Consider the following 21,777-nt stretch of genomic DNA (forward strand, 5'->3'; position numbering starts at 1 on the left):
CCTGTTATGCGGCGCGGGGCACATCGCAGACGGTCACGTGAATCAGGGTGTCCGGTTGCGGCGGGACAGATGGTGTCGAGCGAGCAACGCTGACGCCGCCGAGCCTGAGCACACTCGATACGGCGACATGGCAGTCGACCCGGCGAGCACGCCAGCACCATGGCACTTCGACTAAGCGATGCCCGAGGACTTGTGCTCGGCGTGCCCCTGACGTGCTCGGAACTCGCGGGCGATGAACTTGTTGCGCGCGACCTTCTCGACGTAGTCGAAGTCGCGCAGAATGTTTCGCAGTTCGCGCCGGAAGGCGATCCGGCGTTCCAGCAGGTCCGGAGCCGGCGCGATCAGGTTCTGATCGACGGCAACCTGGCGCGCAGTGGCAAACAGCAGCGTCGACACCGGCTCACTGCTGCGCACCCGTGACTGGGCAACGTACTGACGGCCGACTCCGAGCGCCAACTCCGTCAGTTCCTTCTGCCCGATATCGGGAGGAGCGTCGCGCAACACGTCGGCGACAATCTCGTACGCTTCGAAGAACACCCGCAGCATCGCGTCTGACATCAATGGCCGCTTGGCATAAAGGATCGCGTCGATCCCGTCGGCGCCGGCGGCGACTTGGCTCTCCCAATCCTGGTGCCAGGCCATCTCTTCGGCGATGTTGGCACGAAACGCTGCAGAATCGGCGAAGTAGAAGTCAAATTTCAGCAGATCGCGCAACCGCATCGCCTGGTCCCAGAAAGCGGCCATGCGGTCACCGTCGGTGTGCCGGGCATGGGCGAGCGCCAGTTCGACGATCGAGGTCTCCAAGAAGGCATGGATCACCGAGTTCCGATAGAACGCCGCCGCCAGTTCGTCGTCGGGCGCTATGTACCACACCGGTTCCCGGCCGCTGTCCACCCGGGTGACCGGGTGTCCGTTGGACAATGCGTCGACCGCTGCACGCACTCCTTCGCGCGCACGCAGCCGCAGCGTACTCGTCGACATCGGGGTCTGCTTGCGCTCCAGGTAGTCAAGTGAATCCTGCAGGGTGTGGTGCAGCTGATCGAGCGTCAGCGCGGTCCCGCGGGTAGTAAGCAGCAACGCAGACACCAATCCGGTCGCGGTCACCGGCGTCGACTGCAAGATCCGCCACGCCACCTCAAACGTCATCTTCTGCAGCGCAAGCCATTTCGCAGCCGGATCATGAGCTAGCGGACCGTGCGGTTCGCCGAGATACTGTCGCATCGAAACTGCTTCGGGGAAACGGACATAGATCTTGCCGTAGTTGCGCTCCCCCTGCGCCTTGATAAACCGGTAGAGCCAGCTGAAACCCTCAGGCGTCTTCTCCGCGCCGCGCGCGTAGGCGGCGTATTCGGCGATCTCGTGCAACTGGTCGAAGCAGATCGACACACCTTGCAGCAAGATGTCTTCGCTGCGGCCGTCAAGGTAGGCGTCGGCCACATAGCTCATCAGTCCCAGCTTGGGCGGCAACATCTTTCCGGTGCGAGACCGCGTACCTTCTATAGACCAACTCAAATTGAAGCGCTTCTCGACGACATAGCCGACGTACTCCCTGAGCACATACTTGTACAGCGGATCGTCGCCGATATTGCGCCGGATGAAGATCATCCCCGAACGACGCATCAGAGGACCCATCACGCCGAACGATAGGTTGATGCCGCCGAACATGTGCACCTGCGGTAACCTGTTGTCCTGCATGGCCACCGGTATCACGGCGCCGTCGATATAAGACCGGTGGGAGAACAGCAAGACCGCCGGGTGCGATTCCAGCGCGGAGCGCATGGCCGCGACCTGGTATTCGTCGTAGTCGAATTCGGGATCGAAACCGCGGCTGATCAGCTTGCCCAGGACGGAAATCAGGTCTACCGACACCTGGCTCCAACCGGTGGCCAGTTCATCGAGAATTCTCCCGGCCTCTTCGACTGTGGCACCGGGGATTTTCTTCAGCCCGGCACGAAACCGCGCTGACGCCAACATCTCTGGCTTCACCAGCCGCGGAGACTTGTATTGCGGTCCGAGGATCCGGTATTCGGCACGTGCTAACGCCAGGATTGCCCGTCGGGTGACGAACTGGGCGAAATCGCGCTTGTTGTCGCCGACGGTGGTGTCGCGCCACTGCTGGCGCAACTCGGAGACCGTGGCGGCCTCCCCTGCCACCACCCTGGCCCGCCGTGGGTCAGAGCGCAGGATGCGGCGCTGCTGACGTGCGTTGGGGTGGTAGGGATCCCGGCCCGGAAGCAGCCCTGCCACCTTGGCCACCCTGCTGCGATCCGGTGGCGGCAGCCAGAACACCCGCACCGGCACAATCGATCGATCCTCGAGACATTCGGAGTCAGCTTCGGGCCCGCACCCGAGCTGCTCGGCAAGTGCGGTCAGCGCCGCCGCTGGAGCATTGCGGGGCGGCAGCCTCAGAACGTCGAATTTCGCCTCGGGATGACGGGTCCGCTGTTCATCCAGCCAACGCATGATCAGCTGCATCTCGACCGGCGATTCCATCGAAGCCAGCACCAGCGTGTCTTCAGCAGTGAGGACTGCGCTGGTGTCGGCGACCGGTTTGGTCACGGCAGTCCTTCGGGCCCAGGGCTCGACGATTCGGGGGCATCGGCTTGGTCGATGCCCGGCTGTTGAGCCTCACCATCGGTGACGGCGGCCTTCGACGCGCGGCGGGGGTTCGCTTTGCCCGATGTGGTCTTCGCGGCCTTCTTGGCAGCGCTCTTGGCCGGAGCCTTCTTGGCCGGTTGCTTCTTCGCCGCGCTTCTGGCCGTCGCCTTCTTGGCCGGTTGCTTCCTCGCGGCCTGTGCTTTCTTCGCCGCCTTTTGCTCTGCGGAAAAGTCGACTTCGGGCAGCTCGTCGACCGGCCAGTTCTTCAGGGTGTCCAGATAGAGCTGGCGCACCTCGGCAATACGGTCCGGGAGTGCGTCGAGAGACCAGTCGTCGACCGGGATCGGCGGAAAGACCGCGACGTCGACCGTGCCGGGATTGATCGTCGTGGAATTTCGCGAAGCGACGATCTCGGCATTGCGAATCACGATGGGGACGATGGGGATCCCCGCCGCCATCGCGATCCGGAAGGGCCCCTTCTTGAAGGGCCCGACTTCGGTGGTGTCCAACCGGGTGCCCTCGGGCGCGATCACGATTGACAACCCGTTTCTGGCACGATCCTCGACGGTGTGCAGCGTCTCCACCGCGGCCGCCGAGTCGTCGCGATCGATGAATACACCGTCCAGTAGCTTGCCGAGGGTGCCCATGATCGGGTCGTTCTGCAGTTCCTTCTTGCCCACGCCAACCCAGTTGTCGCGCACCAGCGCTCCGGCGATAACCGGGTCAACTTGGTTGCGGTGGTTGAAGATAAAGACCGCTGGACGCTTTGCGGTCAGGTTTTCCTTTCCGATCACATTCAGGTGAACACCACTGGTGGCGAGCAACAACTGGGAGAAGTTGGCGGTGAAGAAGTTCACCCCACGTCGCCGGCTACCGGTCAGCACACCGAGGCCTACCGCCCCGGCCGCGACCGGGAACATCGTGCTGAAACCGGCGAGTGTTCGCAGCTGCCGCCGCAGACCGACACCGCCGCGGCTATTGAACTTCAGAATCGGCCAGCCGCGGCGTTTGGCGACGGCGGCCATCTTGCCTTCGGGGTTGGTCGGCCGCGGATTGCCGACCAAGTACATCAGGGCGACGTCCTCGTCCCCGTCGGCGTAGAAGTAGCTGTCCTTGAGGTCGATGCCGTGCTCGGCCGCAAAACGCTGTACCGCTGCGGCTTTGCCGGGCCCCCACAAGATCGGCCGCACCACATCGCCGGTCAGCAATCCGTCTTCATTGACCTCGAACTTGTTGGTGAGCATGTTGGTGATGCCCAAGAAGCGGGCCACCGGTTCGACCTGGATGGTCAGCGCCGACGAGCTCAGGACCACGGTATGCCCACGCGCCATATGGGCCCGGACCAGCTCACGCATTTCCGGATAGATCCGGGGCTCTATCCGCTGGTGAAACAGCCGCTCGCCGATCTCCTCCAAATCGCTCAACTGCCGTCCCCGCAGCGCCGAAGACGCCTTGATGATGAGATCCTCGAACTCGATGCGTCCCAGCGTATGGTTCAGACCGGCCTGGACCATACTGAGCAGCTCACCGACACCCATATCGCGGCGCCGCAGCCGTTCTTGGGTAAGGATGACGGCGGTAAAGCCCGCGACCAACGTCCCGTCGAGATCGAAGAACGCGCCGACCTTCGGCCCCGGAGCGCTGGCCATGATCTCGGCGACCGAGCCGGGTAACCGCAGATCGCTGGCGGGCTTACCCGTTTCGCGTTGTTCGCCTCGCTCTGGTGAGGTGTTCATGAGCCCGACACCGAGCGAGACGCCATACCGGCCGTGGCGGTGAAGGAAGCGGGGATCGCCCGCGGCGCGGGCTCACCCGCGAGCGCCAGGATCTCGTCGAAACCGTCGAGCAGGCACTGGGCGAACAGCTCGTCGTTTCGCACGGATGCCCGATCGTAGCGTGCGGTGATGGTGCACCACCCGCCCCGGGATATCAGCACCACCATCATCGCCACACCCGGTAGCGGGCCAATACCGTACTGCCGCAAGATTTTTGCACCGGCGATGAAAGTGTCGCCGGGATAGACCGGGACATTGCTGGCCTGCACGTCCGAGCCGACCACCGAACCGGTGATCCCTTCGAGCACGGCTGTGGGCAAGATGCTCAACACCGGCGCGATCGAACCGACGATATTCATCGCCGGCTCATCACGGCGCTGGGTCATCTGGGCACGGATCTTCTTCATCCGGGCCACGGGATCGACGGTGCCTATCGGCGCCGCCAAGTTGACGCCGGTGAATTGATTGCCGCCGGCCGCCGCGCCTTCGGCACGCAGGTTCACCGGCACCGCCATCGGCAGGGTGCTGATCGGCAGGCCGTGGGCCTCGTGGTACCGCCGCAGCGCACCACACACACCCGCGAGATAGGCGTCGTTGATCGATCCGCCGCCCGCTTTGGCCGCCTTGTGCAGCTCGGAGAGGCGGATGTCGATCGCCTCGGTGCGGGTGGTCAGGCTACGCCGCCGCAGCAGCGGCGAGGGCTCGGCGGCGCGGTTCAACACCCGAACGCCCGACATCGCGTAGCCCACAATTCCTGACACCGTGGAGACTGGATCCAGAACCGCTCGCCCGGCCACCGACACCGCCCCGGACACCGCGCCCAAAAGACCGCCGACAATGGCCATGGGCAAATGATTGATACCCTCGCGCATCAAGTCGTTAGGCGACAAATCCTGCGGAATGGGTTGTGGCGGCGTCGGCCTGGGTGCTGGATCCCGCTCCAAGTCGTAGATTTCAGCGAACATCTCGACACCGCCGACACCGTCGGTGACGGCGTGGCTGACATGCAGCAGCATCGCCGCCTTCCCATCGGCCAGACCCTCAACCAACGTGGCCGTCCACAGCGGCCGCGAGATGTCCAGCGGCGACTGCAGAATCACCTCGGCGAGATCGAACACCTGGCGCAGCGTGCCCGGTTCGGTGACGCGCACCCGGCGCACATGGAAGTCGAGGTTGAAGTCGGGATCCACTACCCAGCGCGGTGACGCGGTCGGCAGCGTCGGAACGACGACCTTTTGCCGCAGCCGCAACACGCGTCGGGAGGCGTTTTCGAAGCGGGTCCGGAAACGGTCCCAGTCAGGCGTGGCATCGAGCAGTTCCAGAGCCATGATCCCCGAACGGGTCCGCGGATTGGCCTCGCCGCGATGCAACAAATAGTCGACGGGTCCCAGCTCGTCGGACAATGCGGCGGTCTCGACGGGTTCAGCCATGGTCACGACCCCACCAGGACGGGATAACTCGACGCGCCAAACCTGTCACCGCCATCAAGCCTCCTGCGTCAGACCGTCAACCGAAATGCAGACACAACGCTAGTCCGGTTGCAGCGGCGGTGAAAGTGAGGATCCGCACGTTGGCTCCGGTGGCCGGAGACCCCCGCGACACGACCTCCGAGGGCACGCGAGTTCGGCTTGCGCCCGATGAGTTCAGCTGGCCGGAGTCGCCTGCAGGGCCAGGGTGCTCAGCAACGAGCTGGCCCGCCGACCGTACACAACCCCGAGGAAATCAGCGACGGCATTGGCCGCCAGCCGGGATCGGACCGTCGGGGTGATGTCGAAAGCGTGGTGGGCGTTGGCGAGTTCGGCGTAGGCCACCGTGGTGGCACCCGCCCCGCGCAATGCCGCGCAGAAGGCCCTTGCTTGCGCGCACGGCGCCAGTGGATCTTTGTCGCCGTGCAGCACGAAGAACGGGGGCGAGTCCCGGTGCACATAGGAAATCGGTGAGGCCGAGGTGAATCGCTCCGGGTCTTGGGCATACCGGGTCTTCATCACGAAATGCTCGAGGAACGGCAACATCATCTCGTGCATGTTGTCGAAGTCGGTGAAGTCGTACACCCCGTAATACGGCGCGACCGCCTGAACTGTCGTGTCGGCGTGTTCGAACCCGGGCTGAAACCTCGGATCGTTGGGAGTGAGCGCCGCCAAGGAAGCCAGGTGCGCCCCGGCTGATCCGCCGGTGAGGGCGATGAAGTCGGAGTCGCCACCGTAGTCACCGATGTTCTCACGGACCCAGGCGATGGCCCTTTTGACGTCGATGACGTGTGCGGGGAAACTGCAGCGCGGGCTCTTGCTGTAGTTGATCGACACGCAGATCCAACCCAGTTCCACCATCCGGCTCATCAACGTATACGCCTGCGGACGTTTGCCGTTGACCGTCCACGCACCCCCGGGAACCTGGATCAGCACCGGCGCACGGCGCCCCGGCGCCAGGTCGGGACGCCGCCAGATGTCGAGCAGATGCGCCCGGCCACCAGGACCGTAGGAAATGTCGGAGGTCTGGGCCGCGTAGCGGCGGCGAGGCCCCGACGGCAGCAGGCTGCCTCGCCTGGTGAACGCGGAAGGATCCCCGCTCGGGTGCGATACCAGGTCACGGAAGTCCGGACCAAAAGATTCCTCGAGAGCCGCGGTGAGCGCCAGGTCCGCTCGCTGCGCCGCCCAGGCGGTGCCGAACCGACCGATCGCCGGGGGCGACACCCGAGACAGCGCATGTCCGGTCAATACGTGCAGGGGAAACTCTGTGGACACCCAACCCGCGACCCAACCGAGCGCGAACGGCGAACCCCGAAGCAGCACGGCACCGGACCGAATGGTGTCTTTGGCGTCTGCGGCGAGCTGCGCTCCCTGCCGCAGCGCCTCGGCACCAGCACGTGAGCACCGCGAAGTCACACTGGCCATGCACATCACAAAGCCCACCCCTCGACGTCGGGCACACGCGTCGTTGCGGTTAACGGCCGCTTACCGGCCGGTGTTGTACGTGTGTCGAGGCTCACACCATAACCGATTTTCGGCGTAGCGGAAGACTTTTCAGACCCGTCGTGTCGCCGGGACTGATCTTGAATCCCGGTTTGGATAGACTGACCTGCGCATTGCCTCCGTAGCTCAGGTGGATAGAGCAAGGGCCTTCTAATCCCTAGGTCGCACGTTCGAGTCGTGCCGGGGGCACCGACTGTGACCTTTGTTGTCCTTGTGTCAGGCGTGACTTGAGTTGGTGGTCGGCTCGACCTCATCGTGCACCTCCGGTGATTCTCGTTTGCTGTCGACCCGGGCTCAGACCAGCGGCGCCGATTGCCAGGTCGGTTCGCTCAGACGTTCGCCAGCCACGCCGGAGCCGCCGGCAATCAGCGAGCGCCCGAACGCCTGGGTGGACGCGTTCGCTTCGCTGACTAGATCTTGCAGTGACGACGCAATGGCGGCCTCAGCACTTGCGTAAGCCCGAGCACCCGCAGTCAGGGTTTCCAAGAATTCCTCGAGAAACGTCGCGGCTTGAGCGGTCAGGGCTTGATAGCTTCGAGCGTGCGCGCTAAACAGCTCGGCGATCGCCGTCGACACCCCCTCGGCCGCCGGGGCTAGCACTCCTGTGGTTGCGGCCGCCGCAGCGACGTTGGCCGCATCAACGCTCAACCCAAGAGCGGTCAAATCCGTTGCCGCGGAGGTCAACAGTGCCGGCGTCGTGGTCACGAGGGACATGCTTTTCCTTCGACTACCCGCGTACTCGAGGCCTCGGCGCGGAAACCCACTTGCATCCGCTGATCGACTCCATCGCCCATCGCGCGGGCCCAAGAGCTTGACGCGTTGCTAATCCAACGGGTGAATCGACTGTGACGGACATTTCGCCACCAACGGTGCCTGCCGCCCCTTCGGCAACGATTCGTCAATCATGAAATGCGCTGGTCGCCCGCGCAGGTAGGTACTCGTTGCGGACGAGGCCGCCCACCGGCGCCGAGCCGCGGACGATCTGACGGTGAGCGAGGCCTCCCACGCCAGCCGGTCCGGCGGACTTGAGCTCCGATTTCGCTTCAGGTCCATCAGGGCGGTTTCGGGCGACTTAATCAGATCACGCAGTTCGCAGAGGAACTGAGCACTTGGGCACTGCCCACGACCCGATGGTCCAACAGGCAGATAAGGGTCACCGTCGGTTGGCCGCCTCGGGATGGTTGATCATCGGAACGCCGGCATCGACACCCGACGCACCGAAGCTGGAACGCTAGACGTAGCAGCTCAGCCGGAATGAGTGCGACTTGGCGGTCCGTGATGATCAATTGATTTGTCCCGCAAGCTACTTCACCGGTGGTCTTGGTGTGCTCATTGTCGATTCACCGGCACCAGCAGCCCGCGTTAGGTGGCGACACCGAAGCCACAATGCACATCATGATGCGCACGCACCTGCGGACCATCGGGCGAATCGGCCCAGGCTGAGTTGAGAATAACGTTGCGAGTCAACGCGATAACCGGCAGCCGCAACCTCAGTGCATAGACGGTAATCTCGGTGCGCGTCACCTCCAGCGTGGCCGTTGCGGTCGGTATCTCCCTGTGGAACAACGGCATTTCGCTGCCATGTAAGCATGTACACCCACCCGTCTCAGGCCAGTGCCCGCAACGGCAGCGTGACCCGGCGCGCACCTCTGCTCGGTGATCGGTATTCACCGCATATGTTTCGTGTGGTTGATGTTTTCGTCAGCACCCAACCTTCGATGATGCGACGGCATGGGCGCGACCAATGACCCGTCGGCCTTCCTGGGCTTTCCTCGTTTCCGACCCTCGCTCGCAAGGGCTCCGATGTCCCCCAGTCAGCGGACACACGACCCCCCATCCGGGGGGTTTGATTTTCCCCCGTTCGGGGGATGGTTGCGCTGCGTTCCAGCGGCTCATCATAGTTGCACAGACAATTCATTTGTATTGCTAACCAGTCATTCGTATCGGATCGGTAGCCCGGGCTACGCAGCACCCAGCGTTGTCGGACAAACGCACACAGCGACGCACTCGCGGCCGGGTGACCGCCGTCCTACCGAAAGGTTGCGCGCACATGTTTCTCGACGGCCATCTAGACGACCAGAGCCTCAAGACCGGCGCCCGCGCCGTCGCGACCAACTTCGACCCAACCTTGATCGCCACCCGAGCGCCCCGATCGCGGCGCAGCATATACATGTCCTGGGTGGCGTTGGGAGCACTGGCACTCACGTGCACGGAATCACCCTGGCGAGCGTGGCCGCACACTCTTGACAGGGACAGCAACTCATGGGTCGGGTCTGTCATGTGCCGGTTAGATCTGTGTCCTCACCGGAGGGTGCCGGTGGGCAACATGCGTTCGGAAAGCATGGCGGCTGCGTTGCTGAGCTTGCCGCCGGAGCCCTGGGCCCCTGCCGTCGCCACGGTAGCAACGAGGGTGACACCCCACAACGCCGCAGGCTTGGCGCGGTCGGCAAGTGACGCTGCCGACGAGCAGCGGGCACTGGCCGGTGGCGGGGTTTATGGCGGTTTGTCATGACCGCGCCGATCTGGTTTGCGTCGCCACCGGAGGTGCATTCGGCCCTGCTGAGCGCCGGTCCAGGTCCAAGTTCGCTGTTGGCGGCTGCCGCGGGATGGTCGTCGCTGAGTGCTGAGTATGCATCAGTGGCCGAAGAGCTCTCGACGGTATTGGGCGCCATTCAGGCGGAGGCGTGGCGGGGGCCGAGTTCCGGGATATGCGTGGGTGCCTACGCGCCGTATGTGGCGTGGTTGATGCAGGCCAGTGCCGATAGCGCCGCCGCTGCGGCCGCACACGAGTCTGCGGCCGGGGCCTACGCTACGGCGTTGGCCTCGATGCCGACAATGGGCGAATTGGCCGCCAACCACGCAACCCATGCGCTGCTGGTCACGACGAATTTCTTCGGCATCAATACCATCCCGATCACGCTTAACGAGGCCGATTATGTGCGGATGTGGATCCAGGCCGCTACCACGATGAGTGTCTATGAGGGATTCAGTGCCGCAGCGTTGGCCTCGGCGCCGCACGCCCCGCCGGCACCCGTGATCATTAAATCCCGCACCGGCGAGGCCAGCAATATCGCGGCAATTGGTCAGGAGCTCGGCTATGACCCGTTTCCACTATGGAGTTTGCTGTGGGGCTTGGTGGAAACCATGTTGATAGAGATCATCGGTGTTCCATTTTTCACGCTTTTTGTAATTTCGGTGATAATCCTATCGCCGTTATGGCTGTTTGCCTTCGTCTTAGCCGAATTGCTGGGGTACTCGGCTTTCGCCGCGAATATATTACAATATCTGAGTCTCACGTGGTTTGCTATCGCAGTGATGGCTCTCGCCTTCATGATGATGCCTTTTGTGCTGGGCTATGACATCGCCAATGCGGTGATCTACTGGATCACGCACCTGAGCGCAGGGATTGTTTCGACGCTGGCGAGTCCCTTGGCGGCCGAGACGGCGCTGTCGGCTTCAGTGGCTGCTGCCGCCACGAACGCGAGCACCATGTCGGCTGCGGTTGCCGCACCTGTGACGGGCGCGGCCGTCGGCGGTGTGGAGCCGTTGACGGTTATGTCAGCGTCATCGGCGGCAACACCTATGGCCTCGGCGTCGGGAGGTTCTCCGGGACACCACATCAGCGGAATCGCAGAGCCGGCGATGGCTACTGAGCGAGGTGTCGGCACGCCGGGCTTTGCCGGGACCGTGTCCAAGGGGGTCGTGGCGCAGGCTGCTGGTTTGGCAACGGTTGGAGGTGGCGAATTGGGTGAGCCCCCGCGAGTGCCCATGTTACCGGCCTGTTGACATCCGGATATGGTTTGCTCGCCGCTTAGAGTTCATGGTGAAATAACACCGCTTTTCGACGGTTCGGACCACACGATTATGCCGTCATACCGAATCGTTCCAGGTCTGGCGTGGGCTTCGTCGACCAGGGGTGGCGATTTGGGAGTTGTGCAGCCAAGACCGGATCGCACCCCGACTTGTCGTTACAGGTCCAACAAAGCTGTCGCCGGCGACTCGATCAGGTCACGTAGTTCGCACAGGAACCGGGCCACTTGGGCGCCGTCCGCCACGCGGTGGTCGAAAACGCATGTCAACGTCATCGTCGGCCGGGAGACGATCTCGTTGTCGACGGCCACCGGCCGCGCCTTGATGGCTCCCATCCCCAGGATGCACGCTTCGGGGTGGTTGATCACCGGCACCCCGTCGTCGACGCCCAACGCCCCGAAGTTCGACACGGTAAACGTCGAACCACTCAACTCGGCCGGGGTTAGCGTGCCTTCGCGCGCACCACTGATCAATTCTGCTGTGCGGCAAGCAAGTTCGCGGGTGGTCAGTTGTTGCGCGTCGGTGATGACCGGGACCAGCAGTCCCCGCTCGGTGGCCACGGCAAACCCCAAATGCACACGACGGTAGACATGCACCTGCGGCCCGGAAGCCGAGTCAACCCATGTCGAATTGAGAATAATGTTATGGGTCAAAGCGATAACGACAAACCGCAATGACAGCACAAATGGCGTGACATCTTCCCCGCGGCCGCCGCGAAGCGTCTCGGAGAGCTCCAACAAACCGCTGCAGTCAACCTGCACACTGGCCAGCGCGTCGGGGATTTCCTTGTGAGACGAGATCATTCGCTCCGCGATCCGGGCCTGCACACCGCGCACCGGTCGCACGTCCGCATCAATCCCGGACTCGTGAGCTGCGGCGAGCACGTCCGCCCGGGTGATCACCCGGGCGACGTCCGGCCCGCGCTGCAGTGCGGCCAGATCCACCCCTAATTCCTTGGCCAGCTTGCGCGCCGACGGCACCGCGCGCGGCCGAGCCGACCGAACGCCTCGCCTGCTGCAGTCGAAGTTTGCGTCGGCCCCATACCCCACCAGCGTCGGCGCACCGGCCTCGCCATCGCCAACCGTTGCTGCCGCCATTGCGCGATCCGGTGCGGTATCGATGCGCACCAACATCGCGCCCACCTGGAGGACATCGCCTTCGGCGCCACCGATCTCGACGATCCGCCCGGCGAACGGGCTGGGGATCTCGACCTGCGCCTTGGCGGTCTCTACCGAGCACAGCGTCTGGTTGAGCTGCACATCCTCACCCACCGAGACATTCCAGGATGTCACCGTGACTTCGTCGAGTCCCTCCCCAAGGTCGGGAACCCGGAAGTCCTTGATCCGCTGCGGTTCGGGGTTCATGGCTGCCCCAAAATTCGCTCCACGCAGTCCAGCAACCGATCCGGGCCGGGAAGCCACACCTTCTCCAGACGTGCCGGTGGATACGGAGTATCGAAGCCGCAGGCACGCAGCACCGGAGCCTCCAAGTCGTAGAACAACTCTTCCTGGATACGAGCGGCCAGCTCCGCACCATAGCCCACATTTCGCGGCCCCTCGTGCATCACCACACACCGACCCGTCCGGCTGATCGATTCCGCGATCGTGGCGAAGTCCAACGGCACCAACGAACGCAAATCAACAATCTCGAGATTCCAACCTCGTTGCTGCTCAGCAACATCCGCGGCTGCAAGCGCCGTACCCACCAAGCCACCGTAGGTCAGCACGCTGACATCGCCACCGGCCCGCCGCACGATGGCCTGCCCGATCTGGGCCCCCGGCCGGCTGGTATCGACGACCCCGCGAGACCAATACCGGCGCTTCGGCTCCAAGTACATCACCGGGTCGGGGCAGTCGATGGCATGCCGCAACAGCCAGTAGGCATCCGACGGCTCCGACGGAACAACCACCTTCAGACCCGCCGTGTGGGCCCAATAAGTTTCGGTGGACTCCGAATGATGTTCGGCCGAGCCGATACCGCCGAACGACGGAACCCGGACCGTGACGGGCATGTCCACCTGACCGCGGGTGCGGAAGCGATACTTGGCCAGGTGGCTGACAATCTGGTCGAACGCCGGGTAGGTGAAGCCGTCGAACTGAATCTCGGGTACCGGCACAAACCCACGCAACGCCAACCCCACGGCGATCCCGATCACCGCGGACTCCGCCAGCGGTGTGTCGAAACAGCGGGCTTCGCCAAATGTTTCAGCCAGTCCTTCGGTCACCCGGAATACCCCACCCTGGGTCGCGACATCCTCACCGAAGACCAGGACCCGCTCGTCGGCGACCATAGCGTCGTGCAGTGCGCGGTTGATCGCTTGCACCATTGTGATCGGGTGCGGCGCCGGCCACAGCGGTTGAGCTAACTGCGACAGCGACAGCCTTTCCTGCGAGGGGGTTGGGCGATCGGCAATCTGTGTCATGGACGCCTCCTACTCGGTCCGCGCCAATTCGGCGCGCAACTGCCGGCGCTGCGCTTCCAACTCCGGTGTGATGTGGGCGTAGACCGCGGTGAAGAGTTCGTCGACGTCGAAATCGGGCGCGTCAAACACGGCATCGCGCAGTTCGGCCCGTTGCCCCGCCGAACGGGCGGCGACCCGGTCCTCGAGGCTCTGCGACCACAGCCCCAGGTCCTGCAGGTAGCGCCGAAAACGCGGAATCGGGTCCAGAGCCAGCCACCGATCCAGCTCCTGCTGGTCGCGATACCGGGTCGGGTCGTCGGCGGTGGTGTGTGGGCCCAGGCGATAGGTAACCGCCTCGATCAGGCTGGGACCGTTACCGGCTCGGGCCCGAGTGGCGGCCTCGGCCATCACCGCATAGCACGCCAGCACATCGTTGCCGTCCACTCGGATGCCGGGCATCCCATAGCCGATTGCCTTGTGCGCGATGGAAACAGCGGCCGTCTGCTTTCGGACTGGCGTCGATATCGCCCACTGGTTGTTCTGCACGTAGAACAGGCACGGCACCCGGAATACGCCCGCGAGATTCAGCGCCTCGTGGACGTCGCCCTCGCTGGTGGCGCCGTCGCCCAGGAAGGGGACAGTCACCGAGTCCTCGCCGAGGCGTTGGGCGGCCATCGCGGCGCCGACGGCGTGCAATGTCTGAGTGCCAACCGGAACGGACATCGGAGCGCAGCATTTCGTCGTGAATTCCAGCCCGCCATGCCAGCTTCCGCGCCATGCGGCGCCCACGTGTCCGGGCGGGATGCCGCGCACCAGGTATACGCCCAATTCGCGGTATTGCGGAAACAACCAGTCGGCCGCACGCAGGCATGCGGCCGCCCCCACCTGGGCAGCCTCCTGGCCGCGACAGGGTGTGAACAGCGCCAATTCACCCTGGCGCTGCAGGTTCACGAACTCGTCGTCGAGCTCCCGTGTGACCACCATCATTTCGTAGAGCCAGCACAGTGTTTCCGCGGACAGATCACGGCTGTAACGCTCTTCCGCGGTCGGCTTCCCGTCTGGACCTATGAGTTGCACCGGCTCGAGGTCGACCGTCATCGGTGTCTGACACTTCCGAGCCATGCCGCCTCCTCAGCTCACGCCGTCACGCCATGATGAGGATGCCGCCGGGCAGGCCGCATCTTCGCGTCGGCGCGCGTGGTGCGGCGGGTCAATAGCAAAGCCGAGCCAGCAGCTGCTTCGAGCCGGAGTCAGCAGCTGGCTGAACATTCGGCTCGGATCGCCGCAACACTGGCGCTTCTCCCATTATGCTCCCAAATCCGAAGACACCGGGCTGATCGGCTGCGCCGGTGCGGACGTGTCGGGAGCACCCCAACTGGTCAGACGTGGCGGCCGGGCGCGGTCCGACGGTCGCGCCCCGGGACCGCAGACAGCAAAGCGGTCGTCACCCGAGCGCGGATTCCCCCGCCCGCCGCAACAGCATTTCCGCGTGCCGCAGCACCGGTGAGTCGACCATCTGCCCCTCGAACGCGAACACCCCACGCTCGTTCCGCGAGGCGGCCAGCACTCGCCGCGCCCAGTCAAGCTTCTCGTCGCTGGGTCGATACGCCTTGCGCACCACCGGGACCTGGCTCGGGTGAATGCACACTGTCGCGTCGAAACCCACCGTGGCAGCGTCGACCGCCTCCTGCTGCAAGCCTTCGACGTCGCGGATATCCAGGTGCACCGCATCCAGGGCCAAACGGCCGAACGCGGACGCGGCCAGCAGGATCGTTGACCGCACGTGGCGGGCCACATCCCGGTAAGCGCCGTCCGCGCGCCGGCTGGAGCTGCCGCCCAGGGTGGCGATCAGGTCCTCGGCCCCCCACATCATTCCCACGGTGTCGTCGGCGGCGGCGATCTCGGCGGCAAATACCGCACCGCGCGCCGTCTCCACCAGCGCGATGACGTCGCGCGGTGCGAGCGCGGCAACCTGTGCCGCCGACTCGGCCTTGGGCAGCATCACCGTCGGGTACGCGGTGGCGGCCAAGGCCTCCAAGTCACGGGCCTGCTCATCGGTACCGGCCGCGTTGATGCGCACCACGGTGCGTTCGGGGTCCAGCGGGTTATCCCGCAGAGCTTGACGCGCAGCCGACTTCTCCGCTTGGGCCACACCGTCTTCGAGATCGAGGATAACCACGTCGGCGGCGGCGGCTGCCTTGGTGAAGCGCTCCGGGCGGTCGGCCGGGCAGAACAGCCACCCCGGTCCCGCGGCGCGCAGGTTCATCGCGCCTCCTCGACCGGCCGTTTTTGGACCCGTTTTTGGACCAACGTGGTGCGCACCGCGCGGGCGACCATCTCGCCGTGCTGATTACGTGCGGTGTGCTCCAGGGTGACAATGCCTTCGCCGGGACGGCTTTTCGACTCCCGCTTGCCGGTGCACACCGTCTCGGCGTACAGGGTGTCGCCGTGATAGACCGGCTTGGGAAACGACACCTCCGAGAAGCCGAGGTTGGCCACGATGGTGCCGAGCGTCAGCTGCGACACGGACAGCCCGACCATCGTCGACAGGGTGAACATCGAGTTCACCAGCCGCTCACCGCGGAAACCCGGTTGCTCAGCAGCCCAGGCCGCGTCGAGATGCAGCGATTGGGTGTTCATCGTGAGCGTGGTGAACAGGACGTTGTCTGCCTCGGTGACGGTGCGTCCGGGCCGGTGCAGGTAGGTGGTGCCGATCTCGAACTCTTCGAACCACAAGCCCCTCTGGACAATCCTTGCGCCGACTGTGGATTCTGCGACGCGACTCGCCGATGTGGCAGGTTCACGCTCGCCGGCAGGTCTGCTCACGACAGCCCCAGTGATCGTGCGATCAGCATCAGTTGCACCTCGGTGGTGCCCTCACCGATTTCGAGGACCTTGCTGTCGCGGTAGTGACGCGCCACCGGGTATTCGTTCATGAAACCGTAGCCGCCGTGAATTTGGGTGGCGTCGCGCGCGTTGTCCATCGCCGCTTCCGAGGAGACCATCTTGGCGATCGCCGCCTCCTTCTTGAAGGGCTTGCCCGCCAACATCTTTGCCGCGGCCTCGTAATATGCCGTGCGGGCCACATGGGCCCGCGCTTCCATCCGCGCGATCTTGAAACTGATCGCCTGATACGAACCGATCGGCTGGCCGAACGACTGACGCTCCTTGGCATACTTGACGCTCTCGTCGACACAGCCCTGCGCCGCCCCAGTCGCCAGCGCGGCAATCGCGATACGGCCCTCGTCGAGTATGGACAAGAAGTTGGCATAACCCGTTCCCCGGGCACCCAGCAGGTTCTCGGCCGGCACGCGCGCATCGGTGAACGTCAGCGGATGGGTGTCCGACGCATTCCAGCCGACCTTGTTGTAGACCGGCTCGACGACGAATCCCGGTGTGCCGCTGGGCACGATGATCGTCGAGATCTCCTTCTTGCCGTCCGCCACGCTTCCCGTGACCGCCGTGACCGTGACCAGGGAGGTGATATCGGTGCCCGAGTTGGTGATGAACTGCTTGCTGCCGTTGATGATCCACTCGTCGCCCTCGATGCGGGCGGTGGTGCGGGTGCTGCCGGCGTCCGAGCCCGCACCGGGCTCGGTCAACCCGAAGCCGGCCAGCGCCCGGCCGGCGGTCAGATCCGGTAACCACTTGCGCTTCTGCTCTTCGGTGCCGAACCGGTAGATCGGCATAGCCCCCAGGCCTACCGCGGCCTCCAAGGTGATGGCCACCGACTGGTCGACTTTTCCGAGTTCTTCCAGCGCCAGCGCCAACGCGAAGTAGTCGCCGCCCATGCCGCCGTAGTCCTCGGGGAACGGCAGGCCGAACAGTCCCATCTCGCCCATCTTGGCGACAACTTCGTACGGGAAGCTGTGCTCCTCATCGTGTTTGGCCGAAACCGGCGCGACCACCGTGCGTGCGAAGTCAGCCACCGTGTCACGAAGGTCTTGATATTCCTTGGGCAGCGTCCCCGCGGTAATCATTGTCGTCATGATCCTTGATCCTTGATCCGGGCCAACACCTGGTCGACCTTCACCTGCTCTCCGACGGACACCAGCACCTCCAGCTGCCCCGAAACCGGTGCGGTGAGCGCGTGTTCCATCTTCATCGCCTCCACCACCACCACCACGTCGCCCTCGGCAACCTCGGCGCCGGAGGCAGACTGCATCGCGATGACGTTGCCGGGCATGGGGCTGACGACTTCGGCCGGCCGCTCGCCGGCAGCGCGATGAATCTTGCGCTCTTCGGCCTCGCGGATTTGCCAGGTTCCGCGCTCGTCGGCGATCCAGAGATGGCGGTCGGCCTCGGCCCAACGGTAATCACGGCGCACCCCGTTCACCGTCACACTCATCCGGTCCCGCTCCAGTTGCACACTGGCGCACATGGTTTCACCGTCGCCGACCTGCACCCGGGCCGCCCCCGGCAAGCCCCACACTGACACCGTCTCGGTGCGCAACGGAGTCTGCATCGCGGTTCGCACCGGGGCGCTGCCGCCACCGACCCGCCATCCACTCGGGGCGGCCCACAGGTCGCCCGCAGCTTGGCGAGCCAGCACCCACTGCACGTAGAGGCCACCCGCCGCGAACACGTCGTCGGGCGCCGCCAGCGGCGCAAAGTCGGCCAGCCGCTCGTCCAGCAGTGCGGTGTCCAGATCCCCGGACTGCACCCGCTCGTCGGCGAGCAAAAAGCGCAGGAATTCGACATTGGTCTGCACGCCCAGGACCGCGGTGTGCGCCAGCGCCTGGTCCAGCCGCGCCAGCGCCTGCTCGCGATCGGCCCCGTGCGCGATCACTTTGCTCAGCATCGGGTCGTAGTCACTGCCGACCACCGTGCCCGCCAGCAGCGACGAGTCCACCCGCACACCCGCACCGGCGGGTTCGATCACCCGCAGCACCCGCCCGCCGGTGGGCAGAAAGCCGCGTGCGGGATCCTCGGCGTACACCCGCGCCTCGATCGCATGTCCGGAAAGTTCGATGTCGTCCTGTGCAAATGGCAGCTTCTCGCCGGCAGCCACCCGTAGCTGCCACTCGACGAGATCCAGCCCGGTGACCGCCTCTGTGACCGGGTGTTCCACCTGCAGGCGGGTGTTCATCTCCATGAAGAAGAACTCGTCGGCACGCTCGGCGGAGACAATGAATTCCACCGTTCCGGCCCCGACGTAGTCGACACTGCGGGCGGTGTTGCAGGCGGCGGCGCCGATTCGCGCCCGCGTCTGCGTGTCGAGCAGCGCCGACGGCGCTTCCTCGATGACCTTCTGATGGCGGCGCTGCAGGCTGCATTCACGCTCGCCCAGATGCACCACGTTGCCGTGCGTGTCGGCAAGCACCTGCACCTCGATATGCCTGGGCCGCAATATGAATCGTTCCAGAAACAGTGTGTCGTCACCGAAGGAGGAGCCGGCCTCACGACGCGCGCTCACCAACGCGTCACGCAGCCGCGCCGGGTCCTCGACCAACCGCATACCCTTGCCGCCACCGCCCGCGGACGGCTTGATCAGCACCGGATAGCCGACCTCGTCGGCCGCCGCCACCAGGTCGTCGTCGTTGAGCCCCGGCTTCGCAACGCCGGGTACCACGGGCACGTCGAAGGCGGCGACCGCGTTCTTGGCGGTGATCTTGTCACCCATCACCTCGATCGCCCGGGTCGGCGGCCCGAGGAAAACGACTCCCGCGCGCTCACAGGCCGCCGCGAAATCGGCGTTCTCGGAAAGGAACCCGTAACCGGGGTGGATCGCCTGCGATCCGGTGCGCGCCGCGGCCTCGAGCACCTTGTCGATGTCCAGGTAACTCTCACGCGCCGCGGCGGGCCCCAGCCGCACCGCCTGGTCGGCTTCCAGCACATGCCTTGCTTCGGCGTCGGGGTCGCTGTAGACGGCCACCGAGCGGATACCCAGCCGGCGCAGCGTGCGGATCACCCGTACCGCGATCTCGCCGCGGTTGGCCACCAATACCGTGTCAAACATCACGTCACATCCGGAAGACGCCGTAGGAAACCGGTTCCAGCGGTGCCCGAGAGCACACTGAAAGAGCAAGCCCGACAACAGTTCTAGTATCAACCGGGTCGATGATTCCGTCGTCCCACAGGCGGGCGGTCGAATAGTAGGGGTTGCCCTGGTACTCGTACTGCTCACGAATCGGCGCCTTGAACGCTTCCTCATCGTCAGCAGACCAGGGCGTGCCGGCCGCGGACAGCTGCTCGCCGCGCACGGTGGCCAGCACCGACGCCGCCTGCTCACCGCCCATCACCGAGATCCGCGCATTCGGCCACATCCATAGGAAGCGCGGCGAGTACGCCCGTCCGCACATCGAATAGTTGCCTGCGCCATAGGATCCGCCGATCACGACGGTCAGCTTCGGCACCCGGGCGCAGGCCACGGCGGTGACCATTTTGGCGCCGTGCTTGGCGATACCGCCGGCCTCGTAGTCACGGCCGACCATGAACCCGGCAATGTTCTGCAGGAACAGCAGCGGGATCTTGCGCTTGTCGCACAGTTCGATGAAATGCGCTCCCTTGAGCGCGGATTCGCTGAACAATACGCCGTTGTTAGCGACGATGCCGACCGGGTGTCCGTGAATGCGTGCAAAGGCGGTCACCAGGGTTTTGCCGTATTTCGCCTTGAATTCCGTGAATTCGCTGCCGTCGACCAGTCGCAGGATGACCTCGTGCACGTCATAAGGCACCCTCGGGTCGGGGGGCACGACGTCGTAAAGCTCGGTCTGCGGGTACTTGGGGTCGACCACACGCGCCACATCCCACTGAGACGGATCGCGGGGCGCGAAGGTGGCCGCGATAGAACGCACGATCCGCAGCGCATGTTCGTCGTCGTCGGCGAGATGGTCGGTGACACCCGATGTCCGCGAGTGCAAGTCGCCGCCGCCGAGCTCCTCGGCCGTGACGATCTCGCCGGTGGCGGCCTTGACCAGTGGCGGTCCGCCCAGGAAGATGGTGCCCTGCTCACGGACGATGACGGCCTCGTCGCTCATCGCCGGCACATAGGCGCCGCCGGCCGTGCAGGAGCCCAATACTGCCGCCACTTGCGGAATTCCCTTGGCGCTCATGGTCGCCTGGTTGTAGAAGATCCGTCCGAAATGCTCGCGGTCGGGAAACACCTCGTCCTGGCGTGGCAGGAAGGCGCCGCCGGAGTCGACCAGGTAGAGGCACGGCAGTCGATTCTGCAGCGCGATCTCCTGGGCGCGCAGGTGCTTCTTGACCGTGACCGGGTAGTAGGTCCCGCCCTTGACGGTCGCGTCGTTGGCGACGATCACGCATTCGCGCCCGGATACCCGGCCGATTCCAATGATGATCCCCGCGCCCGGCGACTCGTCGTCGTACATTCCGTTGGCGGCCAAGGGCGCCAACTCCAGGAACGGGCTGCCCGGATCGAGCAGCCGATCCACCCGTTCCCGGGGCAGCAGCTTGCCACGGCTGACATGACGCTCTCGAGCGCGTTCGCTGCCGCCCAGTGCAGCAGTGGCGAGCTTCGTGTTCAACTCGGCCACCAGCCGGCGGTGTTCGTCGGCGAAGGATGGCGCGGCGACGGCGGTCACGGGGTAACCAGATCCCGCAATATGAGCCGTGGTTCGGTTCTCGCCACGACCTCGTCGACCGTCACGTCGGGCGCGGTCTCGATCAAATGCAGGCCGTCGTCGCAGACATCGATGACTGCCAATTCCGTGACGATGCGGTCCACGCAGCCCACGCCGGTCAAGGGCAACGTGCACTGCTCGACGATCTTGGGGCTGCCGTCTTTGGCCGCATGCTCCATCATCACGATCACCTTGCGGGCGCCGTGCACCAGGTCCATCGCGCCGCCCATGCCCTTGACCATCTTGCCCGGGATCATCCAGTTGGCGAGGTCGCCGGTGACCGAAACTTGCATGGCGCCAAGCACCGCGACGTCGAGATGGCCGCCGCGGATGATGCCGAAAGAGGTCGACGAGCCGAAGAACGCCGCGCCCGGCAGCGTGGTCACCGTCTCCTTGCCGGCGTTGATCAGGTCGGCATCGAGATCCTCGGGCTTGGGATATGGCCCGACGCCCAGGATCCCGTTTTCGGAGTGCAGGACAACGGTCACGCCCTCAGGAATGTGGTTGGGAATCAACGTGGGCATACCGATGCCGAGGTTCACGTACTGGCCGTCCCGGAATTCGGCGGCGACCCGTGCGGCCATCGCGTCTCTGCTCCAGCTCATTTGGCGCCACCTTCCCCCGCAAGCGGGAGGTGCCCC

The 21,777-nt window shown here is 64.8% G+C and carries 15 protein-coding genes, 1 tRNA gene and 1 pseudogene; 2 read left to right on the top strand and 15 right to left on the bottom strand.

Features of this window, described 5'->3' with window-relative positions; all coding sequences use genetic code 11:
* Positions 1–171: 171 nt before the first annotated feature.
* The 4 genes from MKAN_RS05320 to lipQ all read right to left on the bottom strand — a co-directional run bounded on the left by MKAN_RS05320 (position 172) and on the right by lipQ (position 7,270).
* Positions 172–2,559 (bottom strand): glycerol-3-phosphate 1-O-acyltransferase, encoded by a 2,388-nt coding sequence (locus MKAN_RS05320; protein ID WP_023365936.1) that lies wholly within the window; start codon positions 2,557–2,559, stop codon positions 172–174.
* Positions 2,556–4,334 carry an HAD-IB family hydrolase/lysophospholipid acyltransferase family protein gene (locus MKAN_RS05325; protein ID WP_023365938.1) on the bottom strand — a complete coding sequence of 593 codons (1,779 nt, stop codon included), beginning with the start codon at positions 4,332–4,334 and terminating at the stop codon, positions 2,556–2,558. Before MKAN_RS05325 ends, MKAN_RS05320 begins: the two co-directional genes overlap by 4 nt.
* Positions 4,331–5,803: a WS/DGAT/MGAT family O-acyltransferase gene (locus MKAN_RS05330; protein WP_023365940.1), complete on the bottom strand. Its 1,473-nt coding sequence runs from the start codon at positions 5,801–5,803 to the stop codon at positions 4,331–4,333. Before MKAN_RS05330 ends, MKAN_RS05325 begins: the two co-directional genes overlap by 4 nt.
* A gap of 213 nt (positions 5,804–6,016) precedes the next feature.
* Positions 6,017–7,270: an esterase LipQ gene (lipQ, locus tag MKAN_RS05335; RefSeq protein WP_036392930.1), complete on the bottom strand. Its 1,254-nt coding sequence runs from the start codon at positions 7,268–7,270 to the stop codon at positions 6,017–6,019.
* A gap of 187 nt (positions 7,271–7,457) precedes the next feature.
* Between lipQ and MKAN_RS05340 the strand changes: the two genes are divergently transcribed.
* A tRNA-Arg gene (locus MKAN_RS05340) sits at positions 7,458–7,531 on the top strand.
* 105 nt (positions 7,532–7,636) lie between these two features.
* On the opposite strand, the gene MKAN_RS05345 is transcribed toward MKAN_RS05340, so the two are convergent.
* Together MKAN_RS05345 and MKAN_RS32915 are read right to left on the bottom strand one after the other, a co-directional pair.
* Positions 7,637–8,056 carry a PE family protein gene (locus MKAN_RS05345; protein ID WP_023365944.1) on the bottom strand — a complete coding sequence of 140 codons (420 nt, stop codon included), beginning with the start codon at positions 8,054–8,056 and terminating at the stop codon, positions 7,637–7,639.
* Positions 8,057–8,386: 330 nt separating this feature from the next.
* Positions 8,387–8,964: pseudogene (locus MKAN_RS32915) on the bottom strand (2-oxo acid dehydrogenase subunit E2); the annotation flags it as partial.
* Positions 8,965–9,850: 886 nt separating this feature from the next.
* Between MKAN_RS32915 and MKAN_RS05355 the strand changes: the two are divergent.
* Positions 9,851–11,128, top strand: a complete 1,278-nt coding sequence (locus MKAN_RS05355) for a PPE family protein (protein ID WP_023365948.1) — start codon at positions 9,851–9,853, stop codon at positions 11,126–11,128.
* A 182-nt stretch (positions 11,129–11,310) separates the two neighbouring features.
* On the opposite strand, the gene MKAN_RS05360 is transcribed toward MKAN_RS05355, so the two are convergent.
* The 9 genes from MKAN_RS05360 to MKAN_RS05400 form a co-directional block, all read right to left on the bottom strand.
* On the bottom strand, positions 11,311–12,516 hold the full coding sequence (locus MKAN_RS05360) for a dihydrolipoamide acetyltransferase family protein (RefSeq protein ID WP_023365950.1): 1,206 nt from the start codon (positions 12,514–12,516) through the stop codon (positions 11,311–11,313).
* The gene (locus MKAN_RS05365) at positions 12,513–13,574 is read right to left on the bottom strand and encodes an alpha-ketoacid dehydrogenase subunit beta (protein ID WP_023365952.1); all 1,062 of its coding nucleotides are present in this window, start codon (positions 13,572–13,574) and stop codon (positions 12,513–12,515) included. The genes MKAN_RS05360 and MKAN_RS05365 overlap by 4 nt, the downstream gene beginning before the upstream one ends.
* A 9-nt stretch (positions 13,575–13,583) precedes the next feature.
* Entirely contained in the window at positions 13,584–14,675 is a 1,092-nt protein-coding gene (pdhA, locus tag MKAN_RS05370) for a pyruvate dehydrogenase (acetyl-transferring) E1 component subunit alpha (RefSeq protein ID WP_023365954.1), read from the bottom strand.
* 322 nt (positions 14,676–14,997) lie between these two features.
* Positions 14,998–15,819 carry an HpcH/HpaI aldolase/citrate lyase family protein gene (locus tag MKAN_RS05375; RefSeq protein ID WP_023365956.1) on the bottom strand — a complete coding sequence of 274 codons (822 nt, stop codon included), beginning with the start codon at positions 15,817–15,819 and terminating at the stop codon, positions 14,998–15,000.
* Positions 15,816–16,379: a MaoC family dehydratase gene (locus MKAN_RS05380; RefSeq protein ID WP_099184203.1), complete on the bottom strand. Its 564-nt coding sequence runs from the start codon at positions 16,377–16,379 to the stop codon at positions 15,816–15,818. The genes MKAN_RS05375 and MKAN_RS05380 overlap by 4 nt, the downstream gene beginning before the upstream one ends.
* Complete coding sequence (locus MKAN_RS05385) at positions 16,376–17,542, bottom strand: acyl-CoA dehydrogenase family protein (protein ID WP_023365960.1); 1,167 nt, start codon at positions 17,540–17,542, stop codon at positions 16,376–16,378. Before MKAN_RS05385 ends, MKAN_RS05380 begins: the two co-directional genes overlap by 4 nt.
* The gene (locus MKAN_RS05390) at positions 17,539–19,512 is read right to left on the bottom strand and encodes an acetyl/propionyl/methylcrotonyl-CoA carboxylase subunit alpha (RefSeq protein ID WP_023365962.1); all 1,974 of its coding nucleotides are present in this window, start codon (positions 19,510–19,512) and stop codon (positions 17,539–17,541) included. Before MKAN_RS05390 ends, MKAN_RS05385 begins: the two co-directional genes overlap by 4 nt.
* Before the next feature lie 4 nt (positions 19,513–19,516).
* Complete coding sequence (locus tag MKAN_RS05395) at positions 19,517–21,097, bottom strand: carboxyl transferase domain-containing protein (protein ID WP_023365964.1); 1,581 nt, start codon at positions 21,095–21,097, stop codon at positions 19,517–19,519.
* The gene (locus tag MKAN_RS05400; protein WP_023365966.1) at positions 21,094–21,741 is read right to left on the bottom strand and encodes a CoA transferase subunit B; all 648 of its coding nucleotides are present in this window, start codon (positions 21,739–21,741) and stop codon (positions 21,094–21,096) included. The genes MKAN_RS05395 and MKAN_RS05400 overlap by 4 nt, the downstream gene beginning before the upstream one ends.
* Positions 21,742–21,777: the final 36 nt, after the last annotated feature.

It is taken from the genome of Mycobacterium kansasii ATCC 12478, from assembly GCF_000157895.3.
Classification (GTDB): domain Bacteria; phylum Actinomycetota; class Actinomycetes; order Mycobacteriales; family Mycobacteriaceae; genus Mycobacterium; species Mycobacterium kansasii.

Coding starts and splice junctions, on each gene's coding strand:
- MKAN_RS05325 (WP_023365938.1), bottom strand. CDS start 4,334: ATGAACACCTCACCAGAGCGAGGCGAACAACGCGAAACGGGTAAGCCC.
- MKAN_RS05330 (WP_023365940.1), bottom strand. CDS start 5,803: ATGGCTGAACCCGTCGAGACCGCCGCATTGTCCGACGAGCTGGGACCC.
- lipQ (WP_036392930.1), bottom strand. CDS start 7,270: ATGTGCATGGCCAGTGTGACTTCGCGGTGCTCACGTGCTGGTGCCGAG.
- MKAN_RS05345 (WP_023365944.1), bottom strand. CDS start 8,056: ATGTCCCTCGTGACCACGACGCCGGCACTGTTGACCTCCGCGGCAACG.
- MKAN_RS05355 (WP_023365948.1), top strand. CDS start 9,851: ATGACCGCGCCGATCTGGTTTGCGTCGCCACCGGAGGTGCATTCGGCC.
- MKAN_RS05360 (WP_023365950.1), bottom strand. CDS start 12,516: ATGAACCCCGAACCGCAGCGGATCAAGGACTTCCGGGTTCCCGACCTT.
- MKAN_RS05365 (WP_023365952.1), bottom strand. CDS start 13,574: ATGACACAGATTGCCGATCGCCCAACCCCCTCGCAGGAAAGGCTGTCG.
- pdhA (WP_023365954.1), bottom strand. CDS start 14,675: ATGGCTCGGAAGTGTCAGACACCGATGACGGTCGACCTCGAGCCGGTG.
- MKAN_RS05375 (WP_023365956.1), bottom strand. CDS start 15,819: ATGAACCTGCGCGCCGCGGGACCGGGGTGGCTGTTCTGCCCGGCCGAC.
- MKAN_RS05385 (WP_023365960.1), bottom strand. CDS start 17,542: ATGACGACAATGATTACCGCGGGGACGCTGCCCAAGGAATATCAAGAC.
- MKAN_RS05390 (WP_023365962.1), bottom strand. CDS start 19,512: ATGTTTGACACGGTATTGGTGGCCAACCGCGGCGAGATCGCGGTACGG.
- MKAN_RS05400 (WP_023365966.1), bottom strand. CDS start 21,741: ATGAGCTGGAGCAGAGACGCGATGGCCGCACGGGTCGCCGCCGAATTC.